Below are 19,527 nucleotides of genomic sequence, written 5' to 3'. Positions count from 1 at the left end.
ATGGGTGCATCTGTCCTCCAAAGCTGCGGAGTTGCCATGCTGATCAAATTCCCCAAAGCGTCCGACTGCCATGAGTCGGATGTCACGCCTGAATCCATTTATCTCTCACGTCGGCAATTGCTCGGAGCTACTGCGGCCGGTATCGCCGTGAGCAGCCTGCCGCGTTGGGCCAGCGCCGAAGACGCGGTGCGTTATGCCGATGTCGAGCCGGGCAAGGCGCCTGCATGGTTTGCCGAGAAGCTTCCTTCTACCCAGTGGGGCGCAGTCAACGTCAAGGACGAGGCGATCACGCCTTATAAAGACGCGACCCATTACAACAACTTCTATGAGTTCGGCACCGACAAGGGCGATCCGGCGGCCAATGCCGGTTCGCTGAAAACCGAACCGTGGAGCGTTGTCGTGGACGGCGAGGTGGGTAAGCCCGGGCGTTACGCGCTGGAAGACTTCATGCACCCTTACCAGTTGGAGGAGCGTATCTATCGCCTTCGCTGTGTTGAAGCGTGGTCGATGGTCATCCCGTGGATCGGTTTTCCGATTTCTGCGTTGCTCAAGCAGGTCGAGCCGACCTCTAAGGCCAAATATATTCGCTTCGAAACCCTGCAGGATCCAAAGGGCATGCCCGGGCAGCGCTCGGGGTTCGCCCTGATCGACTGGCCTTATGTAGAAGGTTTGCGCCTGGACGAGGCGATGAATCCATTGGCGATTCTGGCGGTTGGCATGTATGGCCGTGAGTTGCCGAATCAGAACGGTGCGCCGTTGCGTCTGGTGGTGCCGTGGAAGTATGGCTTCAAGAGTGTGAAGTCCATTGTGCGGATCAGTCTGGTCAGCGAGCAGCCCAAGACCACTTGGCAGAGCATCGCGGCAGATGAATACGGGTTTTATGCCAACGTGAATCCGACGGTTGATCACCCGCGCTGGACTCAGGCACGGGAGCGGCGTCTACCGAACAGTCTGTTCAAGCCGAATGTGCGTGATACGCAGATGTTCAACGGCTACGCGGATGAAGTCGCTTCTTTATATACAGGGCTCGATCTGCGGAAGAACTACTGATGCGATATCCGTTCTGGCGTGTAGGCGTTTTCATTGCCGCAGCGATCTGGCCATTGCTTTGGTTTTATCAGGCGTTTGCCGATTTGCTCGGCCCGGATCCGGGCAAGGTGCTGGTTGATCGGTTGGGGCTGGGGACGCTGGTATTGCTGTTGATCACGCTGAGCATGACGCCCCTGCAGAAAGTGACGGGGTGGGCGGGGTGGATTGCTGTGCGCCGTCAGTTGGGGCTCTGGTGTTTTGCTTATGTGGTTCTGCACCTGTTCAGCTATATGGCGTTCATCCTCGGTTTCGACTGGTCTCAATTGGGCGTGGAATTGCGTAAGCGGCCATACATTATTGTCGGCACACTGGGTTTTCTCGGGTTGTTGGCGTTGGCAGTAACCTCTAATCGCTACAGCCAGCGTCGTTTAGGTATGCGCTGGAAGAAACTGCATCGGTTGGTGTACGTGATTTTGGGGCTTGGATTGCTGCACATGCTATGGATTGTGCGAGCTGATCTTAAAGAGTGGGCAATCTACGTCTTTATAGGTGCAGCGCTTTTGCTGCTACGTGTGCCCGCTGTTGCGCGTCGCATCCCTCGTTTGCTGACTAAAAAGCAGGTTTTGCAATAAAACTGAAATTAACGGTTGACGGCAGATTCAGGAAGTCTATAATTCGCCCCACTTCCGGCGCAGTCGAAACGGAAAACTCCTTGAGATTCAACGAGTTATGCGGTTTTCGACAGCGACTTGCTTCAGTTCATCGAAGCCTGGAAGGAGTTGAAAGAGCGGTGATGTTTGGCTCTTTTGACGGTTCGATCTTCTCGGTCGAAAGCGGAGAAAAAGAGGTGTTGACAGCAGCGTGTAACGCTGTAGAATTCGCCTCCCGCTAACGAGAGATCGGAAGCGCAAGTGGTTGAAGTTGTTGAAGAAATCTTCGAAAACTTCTGAAAATAATCACTTGACAGCAAATGAGGCTGCTGTAGAATGCGCGCCTCGGTTGAGACGAAAGATCTTAACCAACCGCTCTTTAACAACTGAATCAAGCAATTCGTGTGGGTGCTTGTGGAGTCAGACTGATAGTCAACAAGATTATCAGCATCACAAGTTACTCCGCGAGAAATCAAAGATGTAACCAACGATTGCTGAGCCAAGTTTAGGGTTTCTTAAAAACCCAAAGATGTTTGAACTGAAGAGTTTGATCATGGCTCAGATTGAACGCTGGCGGCAGGCCTAACACATGCAAGTCGAGCGGATGAAGGGAGCTTGCTCCTGGATTCAGCGGCGGACGGGTGAGTAATGCCTAGGAATCTGCCTGGTAGTGGGGGACAACGTTTCGAAAGGAACGCTAATACCGCATACGTCCTACGGGAGAAAGCAGGGGACCTTCGGGCCTTGCGCTATCAGATGAGCCTAGGTCGGATTAGCTAGTTGGTGAGGTAATGGCTCACCAAGGCGACGATCCGTAACTGGTCTGAGAGGATGATCAGTCACACTGGAACTGAGACACGGTCCAGACTCCTACGGGAGGCAGCAGTGGGGAATATTGGACAATGGGCGAAAGCCTGATCCAGCCATGCCGCGTGTGTGAAGAAGGTCTTCGGATTGTAAAGCACTTTAAGTTGGGAGGAAGGGTTGTAGATTAATACTCTGCAATTTTGACGTTACCGACAGAATAAGCACCGGCTAACTCTGTGCCAGCAGCCGCGGTAATACAGAGGGTGCAAGCGTTAATCGGAATTACTGGGCGTAAAGCGCGCGTAGGTGGTTTGTTAAGTTGGATGTGAAATCCCCGGGCTCAACCTGGGAACTGCATCCAAAACTGGCAAGCTAGAGTATGGTAGAGGGTGGTGGAATTTCCTGTGTAGCGGTGAAATGCGTAGATATAGGAAGGAACACCAGTGGCGAAGGCGACCACCTGGACTGATACTGACACTGAGGTGCGAAAGCGTGGGGAGCAAACAGGATTAGATACCCTGGTAGTCCACGCCGTAAACGATGTCAACTAGCCGTTGGGAGCCTTGAGCTCTTAGTGGCGCAGCTAACGCATTAAGTTGACCGCCTGGGGAGTACGGCCGCAAGGTTAAAACTCAAATGAATTGACGGGGGGCCGCACAAGCGGTGGAGCATGTGGTTTAATTCGAAGCAACGCGAAGAACCTTACCAGGCCTTGACATCCAATGAACTTTCCAGAGATGGATTGGTGCCTTCGGGAGCATTGAGACAGGTGCTGCATGGCTGTCGTCAGCTCGTGTCGTGAGATGTTGGGTTAAGTCCCGTAACGAGCGCAACCCTTGTCCTTAGTTACCAGCACGTAATGGTGGGCACTCTAAGGAGACTGCCGGTGACAAACCGGAGGAAGGTGGGGATGACGTCAAGTCATCATGGCCCTTACGGCCTGGGCTACACACGTGCTACAATGGTCGGTACAGAGGGTTGCCAAGCCGCGAGGTGGAGCTAATCCCACAAAACCGATCGTAGTCCGGATCGCAGTCTGCAACTCGACTGCGTGAAGTCGGAATCGCTAGTAATCGCGAATCAGAATGTCGCGGTGAATACGTTCCCGGGCCTTGTACACACCGCCCGTCACACCATGGGAGTGGGTTGCACCAGAAGTAGCTAGTCTAACCTTCGGGAGGACGGTTACCACGGTGTGATTCATGACTGGGGTGAAGTCGTAACAAGGTAGCCGTAGGGGAACCTGCGGCTGGATCACCTCCTTAATCGACGACATCAGCTGCTCCATAAGTTCCCACACGAATTGCTTGATTCATTGAAGAAGACGATAGAAGCAGCCCGAAATTGGGTCTGTAGCTCAGTTGGTTAGAGCGCACCCCTGATAAGGGTGAGGTCGGCAGTTCGAATCTGCCCAGACCCACCAATTTTTGTGTGGGAAACCTGTAGAGATACGGGGCCATAGCTCAGCTGGGAGAGCGCCTGCCTTGCACGCAGGAGGTCAGCGGTTCGATCCCGCTTGGCTCCACCACCACTGCTTCTGAAGTTTGAAAGCTTAGAAATGAGCATTCCATCGCTGTGATGGTGAATGCTGATTTCTAGTCTTTTGATTAGATCGTTCTTTAAAAATTTGGGTATGTGATAGAAAGATAGACTGAACGTTACTTTCACTGGTAACGGATCAGGCTAAGGTAAAATTTGTGAGTGACTCTTAAGAGTTTTGCGAATTTTCGGCGAATGTCGTCTTCACAGTATAACCAGATTGCTTGGGGTTATATGGTCAAGTGAAGAAGCGCATACGGTGGATGCCTTGGCAGTCAGAGGCGATGAAAGACGTGGTAGCCTGCGAAAAGCTTCGGGGAGTCGGCAAACAGACTTTGATCCGGAGATGTCTGAATGGGGGAACCCAGCCATCACAAGATGGTTATCTTGTACTGAATACATAGGTGCAAGAGGCGAACCAGGGGAACTGAAACATCTAAGTACCCTGAGGAAAAGAAATCAACCGAGATTCCCTTAGTAGTGGCGAGCGAACGGGGACTAGCCCTTAAGTGGCTTTGAGATTAGCGGAACGCTCTGGAAAGTGCGGCCATAGTGGGTGATAGCCCTGTACGCGAAAGTCTCTTAGTCATGAAATCGAGTAGGACGGAGCACGAGAAACTTTGTCTGAATATGGGGGGACCATCCTCCAAGGCTAAATACTACTGACTGACCGATAGTGAACTAGTACCGTGAGGGAAAGGCGAAAAGAACCCCGGAGAGGGGAGTGAAATAGATCCTGAAACCGTATGCGTACAAGCAGTGGGAGCCCACTTTGTTGGGTGACTGCGTACCTTTTGTATAATGGGTCAGCGACTTATTTTCAGTGGCGAGCTTAACCGAATAGGGGAGGCGTAGCGAAAGCGAGTCTTAATAGGGCGTCTAGTCGCTGGGAATAGACCCGAAACCGGGCGATCTATCCATGGGCAGGTTGAAGGTTAGGTAACACTGACTGGAGGACCGAACCGACTACCGTTGAAAAGTTAGCGGATGACCTGTGGATCGGAGTGAAAGGCTAATCAAGCTCGGAGATAGCTGGTTCTCCTCGAAAGCTATTTAGGTAGCGCCTCATGTATCACTGTAGGGGGTAGAGCACTGTTTCGGCTAGGGGGTCATCCCGACTTACCAAACCGATGCAAACTCCGAATACCTACAAGTGCCGAGCATGGGAGACACACGGCGGGTGCTAACGTCCGTCGTGAAAAGGGAAACAACCCAGACCGTCAGCTAAGGTCCCAAAGTTATGGTTAAGTGGGAAACGATGTGGGAAGGCTTAGACAGCTAGGAGGTTGGCTTAGAAGCAGCCACCCTTTAAAGAAAGCGTAATAGCTCACTAGTCGAGTCGGCCTGCGCGGAAGATGTAACGGGGCTCAAACCATACACCGAAGCTACGGGTATCACGCAAGTGATGCGGTAGAGGAGCGTTCTGTAAGCCTGTGAAGGTGAGTTGAGAAGCTTGCTGGAGGTATCAGAAGTGCGAATGCTGACATGAGTAACGACAATGGGTGTGAAAAACACCCACGCCGAAAGACCAAGGTTTCCTGCGCAACGTTAATCGACGCAGGGTTAGTCGGTCCCTAAGGCGAGGCTGAAAAGCGTAGTCGATGGAAAACAGGTTAATATTCCTGTACTTCTGGTTATTGCGATGGAGGGACGGAGAAGGCTAGGCCAGCTTGGCGTTGGTTGTCCAAGTTTAAGGTGGTAGGCTGAGATCTTAGGTAAATCCGGGATCTTAAGGCCGAGAGCTGATGACGAGTTACCCTTTGGGTGACGAAGTGGTTGATGCCATGCTTCCAAGAAAAGCTTCTAAGCTTCAGGTAACCAGGAACCGTACCCCAAACCGACACAGGTGGTTGGGTAGAGAATACCAAGGCGCTTGAGAGAACTCGGGTGAAGGAACTAGGCAAAATGGCACCGTAACTTCGGGAGAAGGTGCGCCGGTGAGGGTGAAGGACTTGCTCCGTAAGCTCATGCCGGTCGAAGATACCAGGCCGCTGCGACTGTTTATTAAAAACACAGCACTCTGCAAACACGAAAGTGGACGTATAGGGTGTGACGCCTGCCCGGTGCCGGAAGGTTAATTGATGGGGTTAGCTAACGCGAAGCTCTTGATCGAAGCCCCGGTAAACGGCGGCCGTAACTATAACGGTCCTAAGGTAGCGAAATTCCTTGTCGGGTAAGTTCCGACCTGCACGAATGGCGTAACGATGGCGGCGCTGTCTCCACCCGAGACTCAGTGAAATTGAAATCGCTGTGAAGATGCAGTGTATCCGCGGCTAGACGGAAAGACCCCGTGAACCTTTACTATAGCTTTGCACTGGACTTTGAATTTGCTTGTGTAGGATAGGTGGGAGGCTTTGAAGCGTGGACGCCAGTTCGCGTGGAGCCATCCTTGAAATACCACCCTGGCAACTTTGAGGTTCTAACTCAGGTCCGTTATCCGGATCGAGGACAGTGTATGGTGGGTAGTTTGACTGGGGCGGTCTCCTCCTAAAGAGTAACGGAGGAGTACGAAGGTGCGCTCAGACCGGTCGGAAATCGGTCGTAGAGTATAAAGGCAAAAGCGCGCTTGACTGCGAGACAGACACGTCGAGCAGGTACGAAAGTAGGTCTTAGTGATCCGGTGGTTCTGTATGGAAGGGCCATCGCTCAACGGATAAAAGGTACTCCGGGGATAACAGGCTGATACCGCCCAAGAGTTCATATCGACGGCGGTGTTTGGCACCTCGATGTCGGCTCATCACATCCTGGGGCTGAAGCCGGTCCCAAGGGTATGGCTGTTCGCCATTTAAAGTGGTACGCGAGCTGGGTTTAGAACGTCGTGAGACAGTTCGGTCCCTATCTGCCGTGGACGTTTGAGATTTGAGAGGGGCTGCTCCTAGTACGAGAGGACCGGAGTGGACGAACCTCTGGTGTTCCGGTTGTCACGCCAGTGGCATTGCCGGGTAGCTATGTTCGGGAAAGATAACCGCTGAAAGCATCTAAGCGGGAAACTTGCCTCAAGATGAGATCTCACTGGAACCTTGAGTTCCCTGAAGGGCCGTCGAAGACTACGACGTTGATAGGTTGGGTGTGTAAGCGCTGTGAGGCGTTGAGCTAACCAATACTAATTGCCCGTGAGGCTTGACCATATAACACCCAAGCAATCTGCATGCTCGAAAGAGACCAGATTGCGGTGTGTGAAGACGCAATGAACCGAAAGTTCGCGATGCTCACAAACACCTGTATCACATACCCGATTTGCTGAAGCGAGGCCAACAGGTCACGAGTCAGTACCCGAATTTCTTGACGACCATAGAGCGTTGGAACCACCTGATCCCATCCCGAACTCAGAAGTGAAACGATGCATCGCCGATGGTAGTGTGGGGTTTCCCCATGTGAGAGTAGGTCATCGTCAAGATTAAATTCCGAAACCCCAATTGCGAAAGCAGTTGGGGTTTTGTTTTGCCCGCAGGAAAGTATTTTTACTTAGCCAGCGAACAATTTTGCACAGTTATTTTCGAATCAGAACACTAGAATAACCCCCATCTTTTTCGGAGCCAGAGCCTTTATGTCAGATCCGGTTGACGCCCAAGGGCTGTCAGATTTACCGCTGGAAGACTTGGTGGCCTGTCATGAGTGCGACCTGCTGATGCGCAAGCCCAAGCTTGCCTATGGCGAGAAAGCGCTCTGCCCGCGCTGCGGTTACGAGTTGTACGCCCATCGCCATAATGTGGTGCAGCGCAGCCTTGCCTTGGTGATCGCAGCATTATTGCTGTATATCCCGGCAAACTTTTTACCCATCATGCAACTCAATATCCTCGGACAATCTTCGCAGGATACGGTCTGGAGCGGCGTGCTCGGCTTGTTCAATACGGACATGCAGGGCGTTTCGATTGTTGTATTCCTGTGCAGTATGGCTATTCCGTTGCTGAAGTTGCTGTGCCAGTTATTCGTTTTGCTGACGATTCGATTCAACGTCGGCCGCAGTTACGGCTTATTGCTCTACCGCATTTATCACCACCTCAAAGACTGGGGCATGCTTGAGGTCTACCTCATGGGCGTCCTCGTGGCGATCGTCAAACTGGCGGACATGGCGGCCATCACCGTCGGCCTCGGTCTGGCGTGTTTCATCGGTTTGTTGTTGGTTCAGGTCTGGCTGGAAGTAGTGATGTCACCGCATCAGATCTGGCAGGCGTTATCAGGAGAGGATGCCCATGCGGGCGATTGATGCGGGCATTCTGATCTGTACCGAATGCCATGAGTTGAACAGGCAGGATACGGACACCGACGTGCAAACCTGCACCCGCTGCGGTGCGCTGGTTCACGCTCGTCGCCCGAACAGTCTGGCCCGAACCTGGGCGCTGCTGATCACGGCCGCGATTATCTACATCCCGGCCAATGTGTTGCCGATCATGACGGTCAGCTCGCTGGGTCAAGGCGACCCGAGTACCATCATGTCCGGCGTGATCCAGTTGGTGCAGCACGGCATGATCCCGATTGCCGCCGTGGTGTTCATCGCCAGTATTCTGGTGCCGACCTTCAAACTGGTCGGCATCGCGCTGCTGCTGTTTTCGGTGCAGCGGCGTCAGCCGTTGTCCGCGCGGCAGCGGATCTGGATGTACCGCTTCATCGAGTTCATCGGTCGCTGGTCGATGCTCGACATCTTTGTGATCGCCATTCTGGTGGCGGTCGTCAACTTCGGCCGGCTTGCCAGTGTCGAAGCCAACCTTGGCGCCATCGCCTTCGCCAGTGTGGTGATTCTGACGATGCTTGCCGCAGTAACTTTCGATCCCCGACTGATTTGGGATAACACGGAGTCGGACGACGACCATGACTGATTTGCCTGTAGCGAAAACCCGACCGGCCTCCAACTGGTCTGCCATTTGGGTACTGCCTCTGATTGCCCTGATCATCGGCGGCTGGCTCGGCTGGCGTGCCTATAACGAAACCGGCATCGAGATTCAGGTGCGTTTCGAAAGCGGTGAAGGCATCCAGGCCAACAAGACCGAAGTGGTCTACAAGGGCATGCCGGTGGGTAAGGTGAATACGCTCAAACTTGATGACGAGGGCAACTCCAAAGGGGTGATTGCCACCGTCGAGATGAACAAGGACGTCGAGCAATACCTCAAGACCAGCACGCGTTTCTGGCTGGTGAAACCGAGCGTGACCCTGGCCGGCATCACCGGTCTGGAAACCCTGGTTTCAGGTAACTACGTGGCCATCAGTCCTGGCGAAGGTGAGCCGACCCGCAAGTTCAAGGCGCTGGCCGAGGAGCCGCCGCTGTCGGACTCCAAGCCCGGACTGCACCTGACGATCAAGGCCGATCGCCTTGGTTCGCTGAATCGCGGCAGCCCGGTGTTCTACAAGCAGATCAAAGTCGGTCAGATCAAAAGCTACGTGCTGTCTGAAGACCAGAGCACCGTTGAGCTCAAAGTGTTCATCGAGCCGACCTACGCCAAACTGGTGCGCAAACACACACGTTTCTGGAATGCCAGCGGCATCAGCATCGACGCCAACCTGTCCGGGGTGAAAGTACGCAGTGAGTCTCTGGCGAGCATCGTCGCCGGTGGTATCGCCTTCGCCACACCAGAGAATCGCAAGGACAGTCCACCCACTGATCCAAGCCTGCCGTTCCGTCTGTATGAGGACTTCGACGCCGCCGCTGCCGGCATCCGGGTCAAGGTCAAACTCAGTGACTTCGAAGGCCTGCAGGCCGGTCGTACGCCGGTGATGTACAAGGGCATTCAGGTCGGCAACATGAAAGCGTTGAAAATCGATCCGGATCTGAACAGCGCCACGGCCGAGCTGACGCTGGATCCTCTGGCGGAAGACTATCTAGTCGAAGGCACGCAGTTCTGGGTGGTCAAACCGTCGATTTCCCTGGCCGGTATCACCGGGCTCGAAGCGTTGGTCAAAGGTAACTATATCGCCGTGCGTCCGGGCGATAAAGGTGCCGCGCCGAAACGCGAATTCGAGGCGCGGCCAAAAGCGCCGCCGCTGGATTTGCGTTCGCCGGGCCTGCACCTGGTGCTGTTCACCGATGTTCTCGGTTCGATCGAAGTCGGCAGTCCGATTCTGTACAAACAGGTCAAGGTCGGTTCGGTACAGAGCTATCAGTTCTCCAAGACCAAAAAGCAAATCGTCATTGGCGTGCATATCGAGAAGGAATACGAAAACCTGGTCAACGCGTCGACACGCTTCTGGAATGTCAGCGGCATCACCCTCACTGGTGGTCTGACCGGCGGGATTCAGGTCAAGAGCGAATCGTTGCAAACGTTGATGGCCGGCGGCATTGCCTTCGAAACACCGCAAGCCAAAGCGCCGCTGCAAAAGCGTATTCCGCGTTTCCGTCTGTTCGCCAACCATGACGAGGCCAACCAGAAAGGCACGCTGGTGACGATCAAGGTCGACCGCGCCGATGGTTTGCGTCCGGGCACGCCGATTCGTTTCAAAGGGCTGGATGTCGGCAAGATTGAAGACGTCGATCTGACCGACGATCTGCAAGCCGTGATGATTACCGCGCGGATCACCGAGGTGCCGGAGAAGATTGCCCGGGTCGGCAGTCAGTTCTGGGTGGTCAAGCCGGAGTTGGGACTGATCAAGACCCAGAACCTGGAAACCCTGGTCACCGGGCAATATGTGGAAGTGCAGCCGGCGGCGAAAAATCTCGGCCCGCAGAAGAACTTCGTTGCGCTGGCCAGTCCGCCGGAAGTGAGCAAGCAGGAGGCCGGTTTGAGTCTGGTGCTGAGCGCCGCGCGCCGTGGTTCGCTGAAGCCTGGCGTACCCGTGACCTATCGCGAAATTACCGTGGGCAAGGTCACCGGTTATGAGCTGGGCCAGACTGCTGACCGGGTGTTGGTGCATATTTTGATCGAGCCGAAGTACGCGCCGCTGGTGCGCAGCGGCAGCCGATTCTGGAACACCAGCGGTGTCGGTTTCGACATCGGCTTGTTCAATGGTCTGACAGTACGCACGGAGTCGCTGGAGACGGCGATTCAGGGAGGCATCGCCTTCGCCACGCCGGACGGTGAGCGCATGGGCAACCCGGCACGACCGGAGCAGACGTTCCCGTTGTTCGACAAGTTCGAGGATGAGTGGCTGACCTGGGCGCCGAAAATTTCGCTCGGTAAGTAATCCGGAATTGATGTGGCGTCTGGGAGGACGCCTTCGCGAGCAGGCTCGCTCCCACAGTGGATGGGTGGTGTACACAAAAATCAAGTTCGACGCTAATTCCTGTGGGAGCGAGCCTGCTCGCGAAGAGGCCTCAAAGCTCAGCACATACCCAAAGCCATAAAAAAGGGCCGCGATCCCAACAGATCGCGGCCCTTTTTTGCCTTCAGCTAAAGTCGATCAAACCTCATCCAGCTCCGGCTCATCGGCTTGCACATTGACGGTGGCCTTCACCACATCATGCCGGCGGATGTACTTCCAGTCCGCCTCATCGATGTAGATCCCCGCCGGGCCGCTGCCGCCTTCCAGGTCGATGGCGACACTGGCGCAGACCTGCGGCTTCACACTCGCCAGAATCGGCACGAAGCCCAGTTGCAGGCTGGTTTCCAGCAGCGCGGCCTGGTTCTTCTCGTCGATGTCCGCTGCCTCGTCGAGGTAGTACGGCAGGCGCACGCGACCAGCGAGGTCGCGATCCATCAGGTGCAGCAACAAGTACATGTTGGTCAGCGCCTTGATGGTCATGGTCGTACCGTTGGAGGCCGCGCCGTCGATGTCGGTGTGAATCACTGGCTGGCCATTGACCTTGGTGATCTCGAACGCCAGCTCGAACAAGTCCTTGAGGCCGAGCTGGTTGTGGTTTGCCGCCACCAGCCGCGCCAGATATTCCTTGGCCTCTTCGTTCTTGTTGTCCTGCTCCGCGCTTTGGCTCAGATCGAACACCGACAGGGTTTCGCCTTCTTCGTACTGACCGGCGCTGTGGATGATCTGATCGATGTGCTTCAGCGCTTCCTTGTTCGGCGCCAGGACGATGCGGAAGCTCTGCAGGTTGGACACCTGACGCTTGTTGATCTCGCGGTTGAACAGCGCCAGTTGGTGCTCGAGGCTGTCGTAGTCACTGCGGATGTTGCGCAGGGTCCGGGCGATGTCGGTGACCGCCGCACGCCGCGCCTTGCCCAATGTCAGGGCTTCGTCGGTACGGTGCGCATAAGCGTTGATCAGCAGCGACAGACGGCGCTCCATGTCGTCTTCGCTGTCGAACTTGGCCACGCCTTTGAGGCGCACCTGCGCGTACAGCGCTTCGATCTGACCGTCGGCGCGCAGCAGGCCTTGCCAGCTGTCCTGATAGTCGTTGAGCAGCGGCAGCAGGTTGTCCATCGAATCGTCGACCGGATCCATGAACGGCGTACCGAACGGCAGATCCGCCGGCAGCAGCTGACGGCGGCGCAGGGCGTCGTCGAGGGTGCGCTGCTTGGCTTCCATATCGGCGATCTGCCTGCCGACCAGTTGCAGCTTGGCCGACAGTTGCTGGACGCGCTCGGTGAACGCATCGCTGGAGCGCTTGAGTTCGTCCTGCGCCGCTTCCATCTGCGCCAGTTGCTCGAGCTTGTCGCTTTCTTCGGCGCTCAGGGTCTGGGTGCGACGGAAATCTTCCAGGGCTTTCTGCGCATCCAGCACTTGCTGGTACAGCGCTTCGGTCTGGGTCTTGCTCGCGGCGCGGTCGGCCGCCACGGCTTGCTGGGTCTTGAGTTGCTTGAGCTCTTTTTCCAGACGCTCTTTCTGGTCACGCAGTGCGGCGCGGTCAGCCAGTGCTTGCAGCGCCGGTGGCTCGATGTGCGAGATGTCGATCGACAGGCCCGGCACTTCGAAGCGCTCGCCCTTGAAGCCGTCGAGGATCAGCTCGACCGATTTGACCCACTCGCCATCCTCGTCGAGGGTGATGCCGTGTTCGCCCAGCGGCAGGCTGAATAGCGCACTGTTGAACAGGCGCATCAGGCGCTCGACGTCCTGCTGCGAGAACTCCTCACGCAGACGCGCATAGCTGTTGTTGTCGGCGTGATCGAGTTGCTGCTTCACCGACTTCAGACGTTTTTCCAGATCGCGCAGGCGCTCTTCCAGATCTTCGGCGCTGAACTGCCGGGACTGTGCCAGCGCACCGGCCAGTTCGTCGTGCGCGTCCTTGGCGGCGAGCAGTTGCTGCTCCAGCACCTTGACGTCATCGACTAGCGCGAAGCGGTTTTTCAGCACCGACAACTCGCCGAGCCAGCGCTGGATGCCGGAGATTTCCCGCTCCAGACGCATCAGCTCCTGCGTGCCACCGCGCTGATCGTTTTGCAGATCATCCTGCTCGCGACGGTAGTGCTCGGCCTGAATTGTCAGCTCTTCCTTGCGCGCCGTGGCGTAGTCCGACCAGGTGCCGAGCAACGAGTCGAGCAGCGGCGACAGGCGATGCAGTTTGCCGCGCAGCACGTCGCGCTGTTTCACGCCGTTGGCCAAGGCTTCGACCAGTGGGCCGGCAGCGACCAGCGAGTTGTAGTCCTGCTCCATCCGGCGCACATCGCGGAAGGCTTCTTCGCACGCGGCGATGTAGTCGACGCTGCCGGAACGCAGGCTGTGCTCGAAGGCATCGAGGAACAGTTGCTTCAACTTGGCCGCAGTGATTTCGCGCATGTGCAGCAGGTTGATGAACAGCGCGCGGAAGGTTTTCAGGCTCTGCTCGCTGGTGGAGCGCAGCGGGATCAGGGTCAGATCCAGCGGGATCGAGGTGTGCCCGCCCACCAGCAGACGACGCAGTTCGTCCGGCTTGAGTTCGTAGGCTTTCAGGCCTTCTTTCTCAAGGTTGCTGAACAGTTCTTTCTGCCGCAGGCAGGTGTCGTTCTTCTGGTAATGCGCCAGATCGAGCTTGCCGGCGTAGGCGAAGAACTGGTGACCGAAACCACCGCCCGGGCCGCGCCCGACCACGCCGATCACGTGCGGGCCGTGGGGCAGATTGACTTCGACGAGGATGTAACTGGTGTCGGAGGCGAAGTAGAAACGCCGCGATTGCTCCAGGCTGTACTTGCCGAAACTCATGTCCGACATGCGCGCCAGAATCGGGAACTGCAAGGCGTTGATCGAGGCGGATTTGCCGAGGTTGTTCGCGCCGTAAACCGATAGCGGTTCTTCCAGCGGGAACAGGCCGAGGCTGTAACCGGCGGTGTTCAAAAGGGCAAAGCGGCGGATGCCGTAGCGTTCCTGGCTCATGCGTCGGACTCCTGTTCTTCGGCAATGGCGCGGGCCAGTGCGTCTTCTTCGCTCTCTTCTTCAAACTCGCTGAGATCAAGCGGATCGTCGGTCTCGAGGAATTTGGCTTCGGCTTCTTCGTCGATCAGCACCGGTGCCGGCAGCGGCAGCACGCTGTGTACGCTGGCCGCCAGATCGCGGTCCTGCTGCACCGACAGGCACACATCGAGGAAGCGGTGCATCGGCGGCAGGAAACGGTACACGCCGTTTTCTTCGCCGGCGAAACCGAGCTGGGTCATGCGACGCATGATTTTTTCTTCGAGTTCTTCGACGGTCTGCACTTCGGCCTGGATGAACAGGTCGCGGTATTTATCCAGCAACGACGGCAATTCTTCGCGGCCGAGGCTGCCGCCGTCGAGCACGGCGATCGGATCGCGGCCCTGATCGGCCAGGTGCTCGACGAGGATGAAGGTGAACAGCGCCAGGCGCTGAGCGGTCTTGTTCACCGCCGCAGCGGCCATGTCCGGCACGAAGTAGTAGAAACCACGGGTGTCGCAGACCAGTTCGAAGCCGAGTGCCTTGAACAGCGTGCGGTATTGATCCTGGAAGTTCGACAGTTGCGCGTACAGTTCCGGGTCGCGGCGGCTGACGTGATAGCCCTTGAACAGCTCGCGGAAGATCGGCGCCAGTTGGGACAGTTCGGATAGATCAAGATGCATTGGGGATGCTCGCAGAATCCTCGGCGGCGGCAGGGTCGCGGGCCGAGAGCAGGGCGAAGGAGCGCAGGCTGACCTGGTGCTCGTGAGTGTGGTATTCGCGGCGTTCCAGACGCTCGCGGGTGAAGCGTTTTTCCCGCGACAGACGCGAGAACCAGTAGAGCAATTCGTCGGTGGCGCCGTCCGGTTCCTGCTCCAGCAGCCAGGTCATCAGATCCGGCATCGGCAGGGACTCTTCGCAACGCTCGACCATCTCGCGCACGGTGCGCGGTGCACGCGGGGCATCGCCGGATTTCTGGGTCTTGTGCGCCTTGGGGAAACGCGCCGGTTTCGGCTCGAAACGCGCCAGGGCGTAGACGTAGGCCTCGACCTGACTGGCGCTGCCGAGGAAGGTGCTTTGCGGCCGGGTGAACAGCGGCATCGCCGCTTGCGGCACGGCGTCGATGCCTTTGCGACGAATCGCTGCCAGCGCCAGCGCGGCACCACGGGTCACGGCGTTGTGCCGGCGCGCTTCTTCACGCAGCGGCAGCAGCAGTTCGCGGGCGTGGCGCAGGGTCAGCTGGGCGCTGGTCTGCATCTCGAGGATGCGCGCGTGGGTGCGCAGCAGCATGTCGTCATCGACCAGATGGCCGAGGCGTTGCTGTTCGCTGAGCATCTTCAGCAGCACGGTTTCGACCTTGCGCACGCCTTGTTCGAAGGCGCCGTCGGCATTCACCAGATCGATCATCGGCTCGACGTATTCGTCCCAGGTCGCCAACACTTCGGCATAACGCTGACGCAGCGGAATCTGCCGGTCGCTGGTCTTGGCCCGTTCGGCCACGGCGACCAGTGCCTGCTCGTCGTTATCGAGTTTTTTCAGCACGTCGCGTACGCGCATGTCGAGCAAACGCAGCTGACGGGCGAGGTCGTTGCCGTCGCGCACGTCGAACGCGTCCTGAATGTAGCCGGCCAGCCGTTCGAGGTGGCGCAGATAGGCTTCGATTTCCAGGCACAGGCCCAGACGGTGCTCACGGCGCAGGTAGGCGAGGAAGTCGTGGATCTGCGCGTTGAGCTCGAAACGGTTCGGGCTTTTCGCCACGGGCACCAGAATGTCCAGGCGAATCCACACGTCGAGCAGGCTGGTGATGTCCTGCGGCGTGCTGTCCAGTTGTTGGGCGGCCAGTTGCGTGCGCAGTTCGTTGAGGCTCAGGGTGCCCTGGTCGAAGTGCTCGCACAGTGGCTCCAGAAGTGCCCAGTGTTCAGCGAGGGCGCGCAAGACGCGCTTGGGTTCGATCATCGGAATGGCCGGCTGGTTGGCGATTAAAAGCCGCGATTGTACTGCATCGCGAGGGATGCGATTCACTCTCGGGACGGGCTGTCGCATTTTCTCAGGGAGCGAGCCCGGTAAAGGCTATCGATCAACAGCAAGCGATCTTGAACGAAGGGCTGTAGAATCAGCCCACTTCAGTTATCCACAAGTGGCCGACCCTTTGCTTATCGAGTCCCGCCGCCGCGCCTATTTGAACGCCATGCAGGTGGTCAACTGGCTGCCGCGCACCGAATTGCCTTTCGCCGCCCCGTCGCGGCCCGAGCTGCTGGACATGCCCGAGCCTGAGCCAGAGGTCGCGGTGATGCCGGTTGTGCAGGCCGAAGCTCCGGTGCAGCCTGCCGCCCGTCCGGTCGAACGGCCGAAGATCGAAGTGCCGCGCCCGTCGCTCGCCAGTACCCGCAATGGCGCCAAGCCGGTGGAAGAGGTCGAGGAGGCGCCAGTTGTCGCCAGACCCGCGCCCGTGCCGCCACCGCGTTTTGCCCTGCAGTTGCTGCGCGCCGGGGCTTGCCTGCTGCTGGTCGAGTTACCCACAGGCGAAGCGTTCCAGAGCCGCGATCCGGCCTATCTGCTGCTTAAAGACATGCTGCGTGCCGCCGGTCTGCCGGATGCGCCGCAGATTGTCGGCGAGCCGGTGCGCTGGCCGTGGCTGAACCGCGGCACCATGGATCAAGGCCCGGAAGCGGCGCGCGACTTCGTTCAGGGTTTCCTCTCGGTACAAATGGAAGCGGCGCCTTGCGCCTGCCTGTGGCTGATCGGCCTGCCGGCGGTGCGCTTTGCCGGTGAGGCGGACGCTGCAGCGTTCAATAGTGAATTGCAGATCGAAGGCCTGGGCCTGGCCTGGGCCATTCCCGGTCTGGAATTGTTAATGGAAGAGCCACAGCGCAAAGCCGCTGTGTGGCAAGCCATGCGTCGGCTGATGGCGCGCTGGAAACCATCGAATGAGTGAAGCTGTATCGTTCCGTCCGATGACCGAGGCGGACCTGGACGCGGTATTGAAGATCGAATACGCGGCGTACAGCCATCCCTGGACGCGCGGGATTTTTCTCGACGGGCTGGGCAAATACCAGATCTGGCTGATGTTCGAAGGCCAGCAGCAAGTCGGCCACGGCGTGGTGCAGATCATTCTGGATGAGGCGCACCTGCTTAACATCACGGTCAAACCGGAGAATCAGGGGCGAGGGCTGGGGCTGACGTTGCTCGAGCATTTGATGTCGCGAGCGTATGCGGCGTCTGCCCGGGAATGCTTTCTGGAAGTGCGTGACAGCAATACCGCAGCGTTCAAGCTCTATGAGCGCTATGGTTTCAACGAGATTGGCCGGCGGCGGGATTATTATCCGGCGGTGGGCGGGCGCGAAGATGCTGTGGTCATGGCCTGCACGTTGGTTGACTGATCTCCTGTAGGAGCTGCCGAAGGCTGCGATCTTTTGATCTTGTTTTTAGAGGCAAGATCAAAAGATCGCAGCCTTCGGCAGCTCCTACAGTGAGTCGCGTCACATCAGGCGATCAGCGGTTGCCATCCAGCGGATCACGCCGCGCCAGCTCCGCCTCATCCAGACCATTGCCGCCGCCGATGTCATCCTCATCGACAATGCTCAGATCCCAATCGGCCTGATTGCCTTCGCCAGCCTCTTCGGCATCGCGCGCGCCATCTTCATGAATCAGTGTTTCCGGGCTCAAGTCATCGTCGGTCGGTTCGTGGTCAGCGGTCGATGCACCGGTAAACCCGGCCTCGCGCACCCTTTCGCTGGGCATCAGTTGCTCGCGTTCACGCTCCGGAATCTCGTCGCCGATCTTGGCGCTGGGTTCGTCTTCATCGAAATCCAGCTCGTGCACCGAGCCCATGCGGTCTTCGTTGTCATCGATGGGTTCCGGTTGCACCGCATCGAACGGACGTCGTGAATCAGTCATGGCAAATCCTCATACTGTGGGCCTTACTGAGTGGACTCACCGGGCACCCGAGAATTCCAAAGAAAACACTGGCGATTCTCGCGTGACCCCGACGGGCGGTCGTCTGTCATACCTGCGCATCTTTCTTGAGGCCTTAACCATGCACGACTTACAAGACCTGATTGATAACAACGAGCGTTGGGCTGACGCGATCACCAAGGAAGACCCGGATTTCTTCGCCAAGCTGGCGCGCCAGCAGACCCCGGAATATCTGTGGATCGGTTGTTCCGACGCGCGGGTACCGGCCAACGAGATCGTCGGCATGCTGCCGGGCGATCTGTTCGTACACCGCAACGTCGCCAATGTGGTGCTGCACACTGACCTCAATTGCCTGTCGGTGATCCAGTACGCAGTCGATGTACTCAAGGTCAAACACATCCTCGTCACCGGCCACTATGGCTGCGGCGGTGTGCGCGCCTCGATGCAGGATCGCCAGTTCGGCCTGATCGATGGCTGGCTGCGTTCGATCCGCGACCTGTATTACGAAAAACGTGAAGAGCTGGCCAGGCTGCCGACCGAGGAAGAGCAGGTCGACCGGCTGTGCGAGCTCAACGTCGTTCAGCAAGTGGCCAACGTCGCCCACACCAGCATCATCCAGAACGCCTGGCATCGCGGCCAGAGCCTGTCGATTCACGGCTGCATCTATGGCATCAAGGATGGTCGCTGGAAAAGCCTGAACACCACCATCAGCGGATTCGAGCAACTGCCGCCGCAATACCGTCTGCGCCCGGTCGGAGCGTTGTAATCCCGATCAGTGCGTGTGCCGCCAGTGCTGCAAAAAGTGCTGGCCCTTGATACTGGGTGGCTCATCGTAACCGGTGATCCACCCCCGACAGCGCGGCGAGTCGCAAGTACAGGCGAACTGTTGCAGCAAACGGTCTTCGGTGGCGGCGAAGTCGATGGTCAGTCGTTCACCCGGCTGAATGTCGCGCAGCGCCCATAGCCACAGTTCACTCATGTCCAGAAACACATTCGGATCGCAGGCATGTTCAAGCAACCCGCAAAAGCGCGGGTCGTAGAGATGGATGCCGGTCAGTAACTGGCGGGTCTGGCGACAGCGATAGGGCAGCAGTTGTCCGGACACCCGACACATCCGGGTGATGCGCAAGAACGCACGGCGCGCCACCACCGTCGCGTGGCCATGGTGGTCCTGCACGATTTCGAAATCCTCGGTGGATGGAAAACCCAGACGCACAGGCAATCCGGCAAACGGGTAAATGCCGGGCGCGTCGCGTGGGATGTTGTGTTGATGGGCCTGATTATTCATAACGTTCCCTGTCGGCAAAATGCTGCGACTTCCCTGGTCTGACATCCTGTCAGCGTCGCAACATGCTTGGATCCAATCCTCCTGCGTATATCACTTACCGTCTACTGTCAGATC

General features: G+C 57.4%; 13 protein-coding genes, 2 tRNA genes and 3 rRNA genes. 13 read left to right on the top strand and 5 right to left on the bottom strand.

The window, feature by feature from the left end; translation table 11 throughout:
* Positions 1–36 precede the first annotated feature (36 nt).
* From msrP to LOY52_RS22580, 10 genes are all read left to right on the top strand, one after another.
* Positions 37–1,050 carry a protein-methionine-sulfoxide reductase catalytic subunit MsrP gene (gene msrP / locus LOY52_RS22625; RefSeq protein WP_258676031.1) on the top strand — a complete coding sequence of 338 codons (1,014 nt, stop codon included), beginning with the start codon at positions 37–39 and terminating at the stop codon, positions 1,048–1,050.
* Positions 1,050–1,661 (top strand): protein-methionine-sulfoxide reductase heme-binding subunit MsrQ, encoded by a 612-nt coding sequence (gene msrQ / locus LOY52_RS22620; protein ID WP_258676030.1) that lies wholly within the window; start codon positions 1,050–1,052, stop codon positions 1,659–1,661. The genes msrP and msrQ overlap by 1 nt, the downstream gene beginning before the upstream one ends.
* A 553-nt stretch (positions 1,662–2,214) precedes the next feature.
* Positions 2,215–3,751 (top strand): 16S ribosomal RNA (locus LOY52_RS22615).
* 81 nt (positions 3,752–3,832) lie between these two features.
* Positions 3,833–3,909: transfer RNA gene (locus tag LOY52_RS22610), tRNA-Ile, on the top strand.
* Between the two features lie 29 nt (positions 3,910–3,938).
* Positions 3,939–4,014 (top strand) — tRNA-Ala (locus LOY52_RS22605).
* A 247-nt stretch (positions 4,015–4,261) separates the two neighbouring features.
* Positions 4,262–7,153, top strand: a 23S ribosomal RNA gene (locus LOY52_RS22600).
* 153 nt (positions 7,154–7,306) lie between these two features.
* Positions 7,307–7,422, top strand: a 5S ribosomal RNA gene (gene rrf, locus LOY52_RS22595).
* Together the 16S, 23S and 5S rRNA genes with 2 tRNA genes alongside form the textbook arrangement of a ribosomal RNA operon.
* Before the next feature lie 150 nt (positions 7,423–7,572).
* Positions 7,573–8,232, top strand: a complete 660-nt coding sequence (locus tag LOY52_RS22590; RefSeq protein ID WP_258676029.1) for a paraquat-inducible protein A — start codon at positions 7,573–7,575, stop codon at positions 8,230–8,232.
* Positions 8,219–8,842, top strand: a complete 624-nt coding sequence (locus LOY52_RS22585; RefSeq protein WP_047599125.1) for a paraquat-inducible protein A — start codon at positions 8,219–8,221, stop codon at positions 8,840–8,842. The genes LOY52_RS22590 and LOY52_RS22585 overlap by 14 nt, the downstream gene beginning before the upstream one ends.
* Entirely contained in the window at positions 8,835–11,138 is a 2,304-nt protein-coding gene (locus tag LOY52_RS22580; protein ID WP_258676028.1) for a PqiB family protein, read from the top strand. The genes LOY52_RS22585 and LOY52_RS22580 overlap by 8 nt, the downstream gene beginning before the upstream one ends.
* Before the next feature lie 216 nt (positions 11,139–11,354).
* Here the strand turns inward: LOY52_RS22580 and mksF are convergent, their stop codons facing one another.
* Genes mksF through mksB form a run of 3 tightly spaced genes read right to left on the bottom strand, consistent with a single transcriptional unit; the run spans position 11,355 to position 16,166 of the window.
* Entirely contained in the window at positions 11,355–14,195 is a 2,841-nt protein-coding gene (gene mksF / locus LOY52_RS22575) for an Mks condensin complex protein MksF (RefSeq protein ID WP_103486146.1), read from the bottom strand.
* Positions 14,192–14,893: an Mks condensin complex protein MksE gene (mksE, locus tag LOY52_RS22570; RefSeq protein ID WP_016773189.1), complete on the bottom strand. Its 702-nt coding sequence runs from the start codon at positions 14,891–14,893 to the stop codon at positions 14,192–14,194. Before mksE ends, mksF begins: the two co-directional genes overlap by 4 nt.
* A complete protein-coding gene (gene mksB / locus LOY52_RS22565) occupies positions 14,883–16,166 on the bottom strand; it encodes an Mks condensin complex protein MksB (protein ID WP_047296550.1) in 1,284 nt (427 codons plus the stop codon). The genes mksE and mksB overlap by 11 nt, the downstream gene beginning before the upstream one ends.
* 232 nt (positions 16,167–16,398) lie before the next feature.
* Between mksB and LOY52_RS22560 the strand changes: the two genes are divergently transcribed.
* The gene (locus tag LOY52_RS22560) at positions 16,399–17,145 is read left to right on the top strand and encodes an energy transducer TonB (RefSeq protein ID WP_202371246.1); all 747 of its coding nucleotides are present in this window, start codon (positions 16,399–16,401) and stop codon (positions 17,143–17,145) included.
* Positions 17,138–17,590 (top strand): ribosomal protein S18-alanine N-acetyltransferase, encoded by a 453-nt coding sequence (gene rimI / locus LOY52_RS22555; RefSeq protein ID WP_027612255.1) that lies wholly within the window; start codon positions 17,138–17,140, stop codon positions 17,588–17,590. Before LOY52_RS22560 ends, rimI begins: the two co-directional genes overlap by 8 nt.
* Positions 17,591–17,702: 112 nt before the next feature.
* Here rimI and LOY52_RS22550 read toward each other — a convergent pair whose 3' ends face one another.
* Complete coding sequence (locus LOY52_RS22550; protein WP_258676027.1) at positions 17,703–18,107, bottom strand: serine kinase/phosphatase; 405 nt, start codon at positions 18,105–18,107, stop codon at positions 17,703–17,705.
* A gap of 139 nt (positions 18,108–18,246) precedes the next feature.
* Here LOY52_RS22550 and can point away from each other — a divergent pair, with 139 nt between their 5' ends.
* Entirely contained in the window at positions 18,247–18,891 is a 645-nt protein-coding gene (gene can / locus LOY52_RS22545) for a carbonate dehydratase (protein WP_258676026.1), read from the top strand.
* Positions 18,892–18,897: 6 nt separating this feature from the next.
* On the opposite strand, the gene LOY52_RS22540 is transcribed toward can, so the two are convergent.
* Positions 18,898–19,413 (bottom strand): SET domain-containing protein-lysine N-methyltransferase, encoded by a 516-nt coding sequence (locus LOY52_RS22540; protein ID WP_258676025.1) that lies wholly within the window; start codon positions 19,411–19,413, stop codon positions 18,898–18,900.
* Between the last annotated feature and the right edge of the window lie 114 nt (positions 19,414–19,527).

It is taken from the genome of Pseudomonas sp. B21-051, assembly GCF_024748795.1.
In the GTDB taxonomy this organism is placed as follows: Bacteria; Pseudomonadota; Gammaproteobacteria; order Pseudomonadales; family Pseudomonadaceae; genus Aquipseudomonas; species Aquipseudomonas putida_A.
The sequence above is the reverse complement of the archived record's forward strand: the minus strand, read 5'-3'. Positions and strand labels throughout refer to the sequence as shown.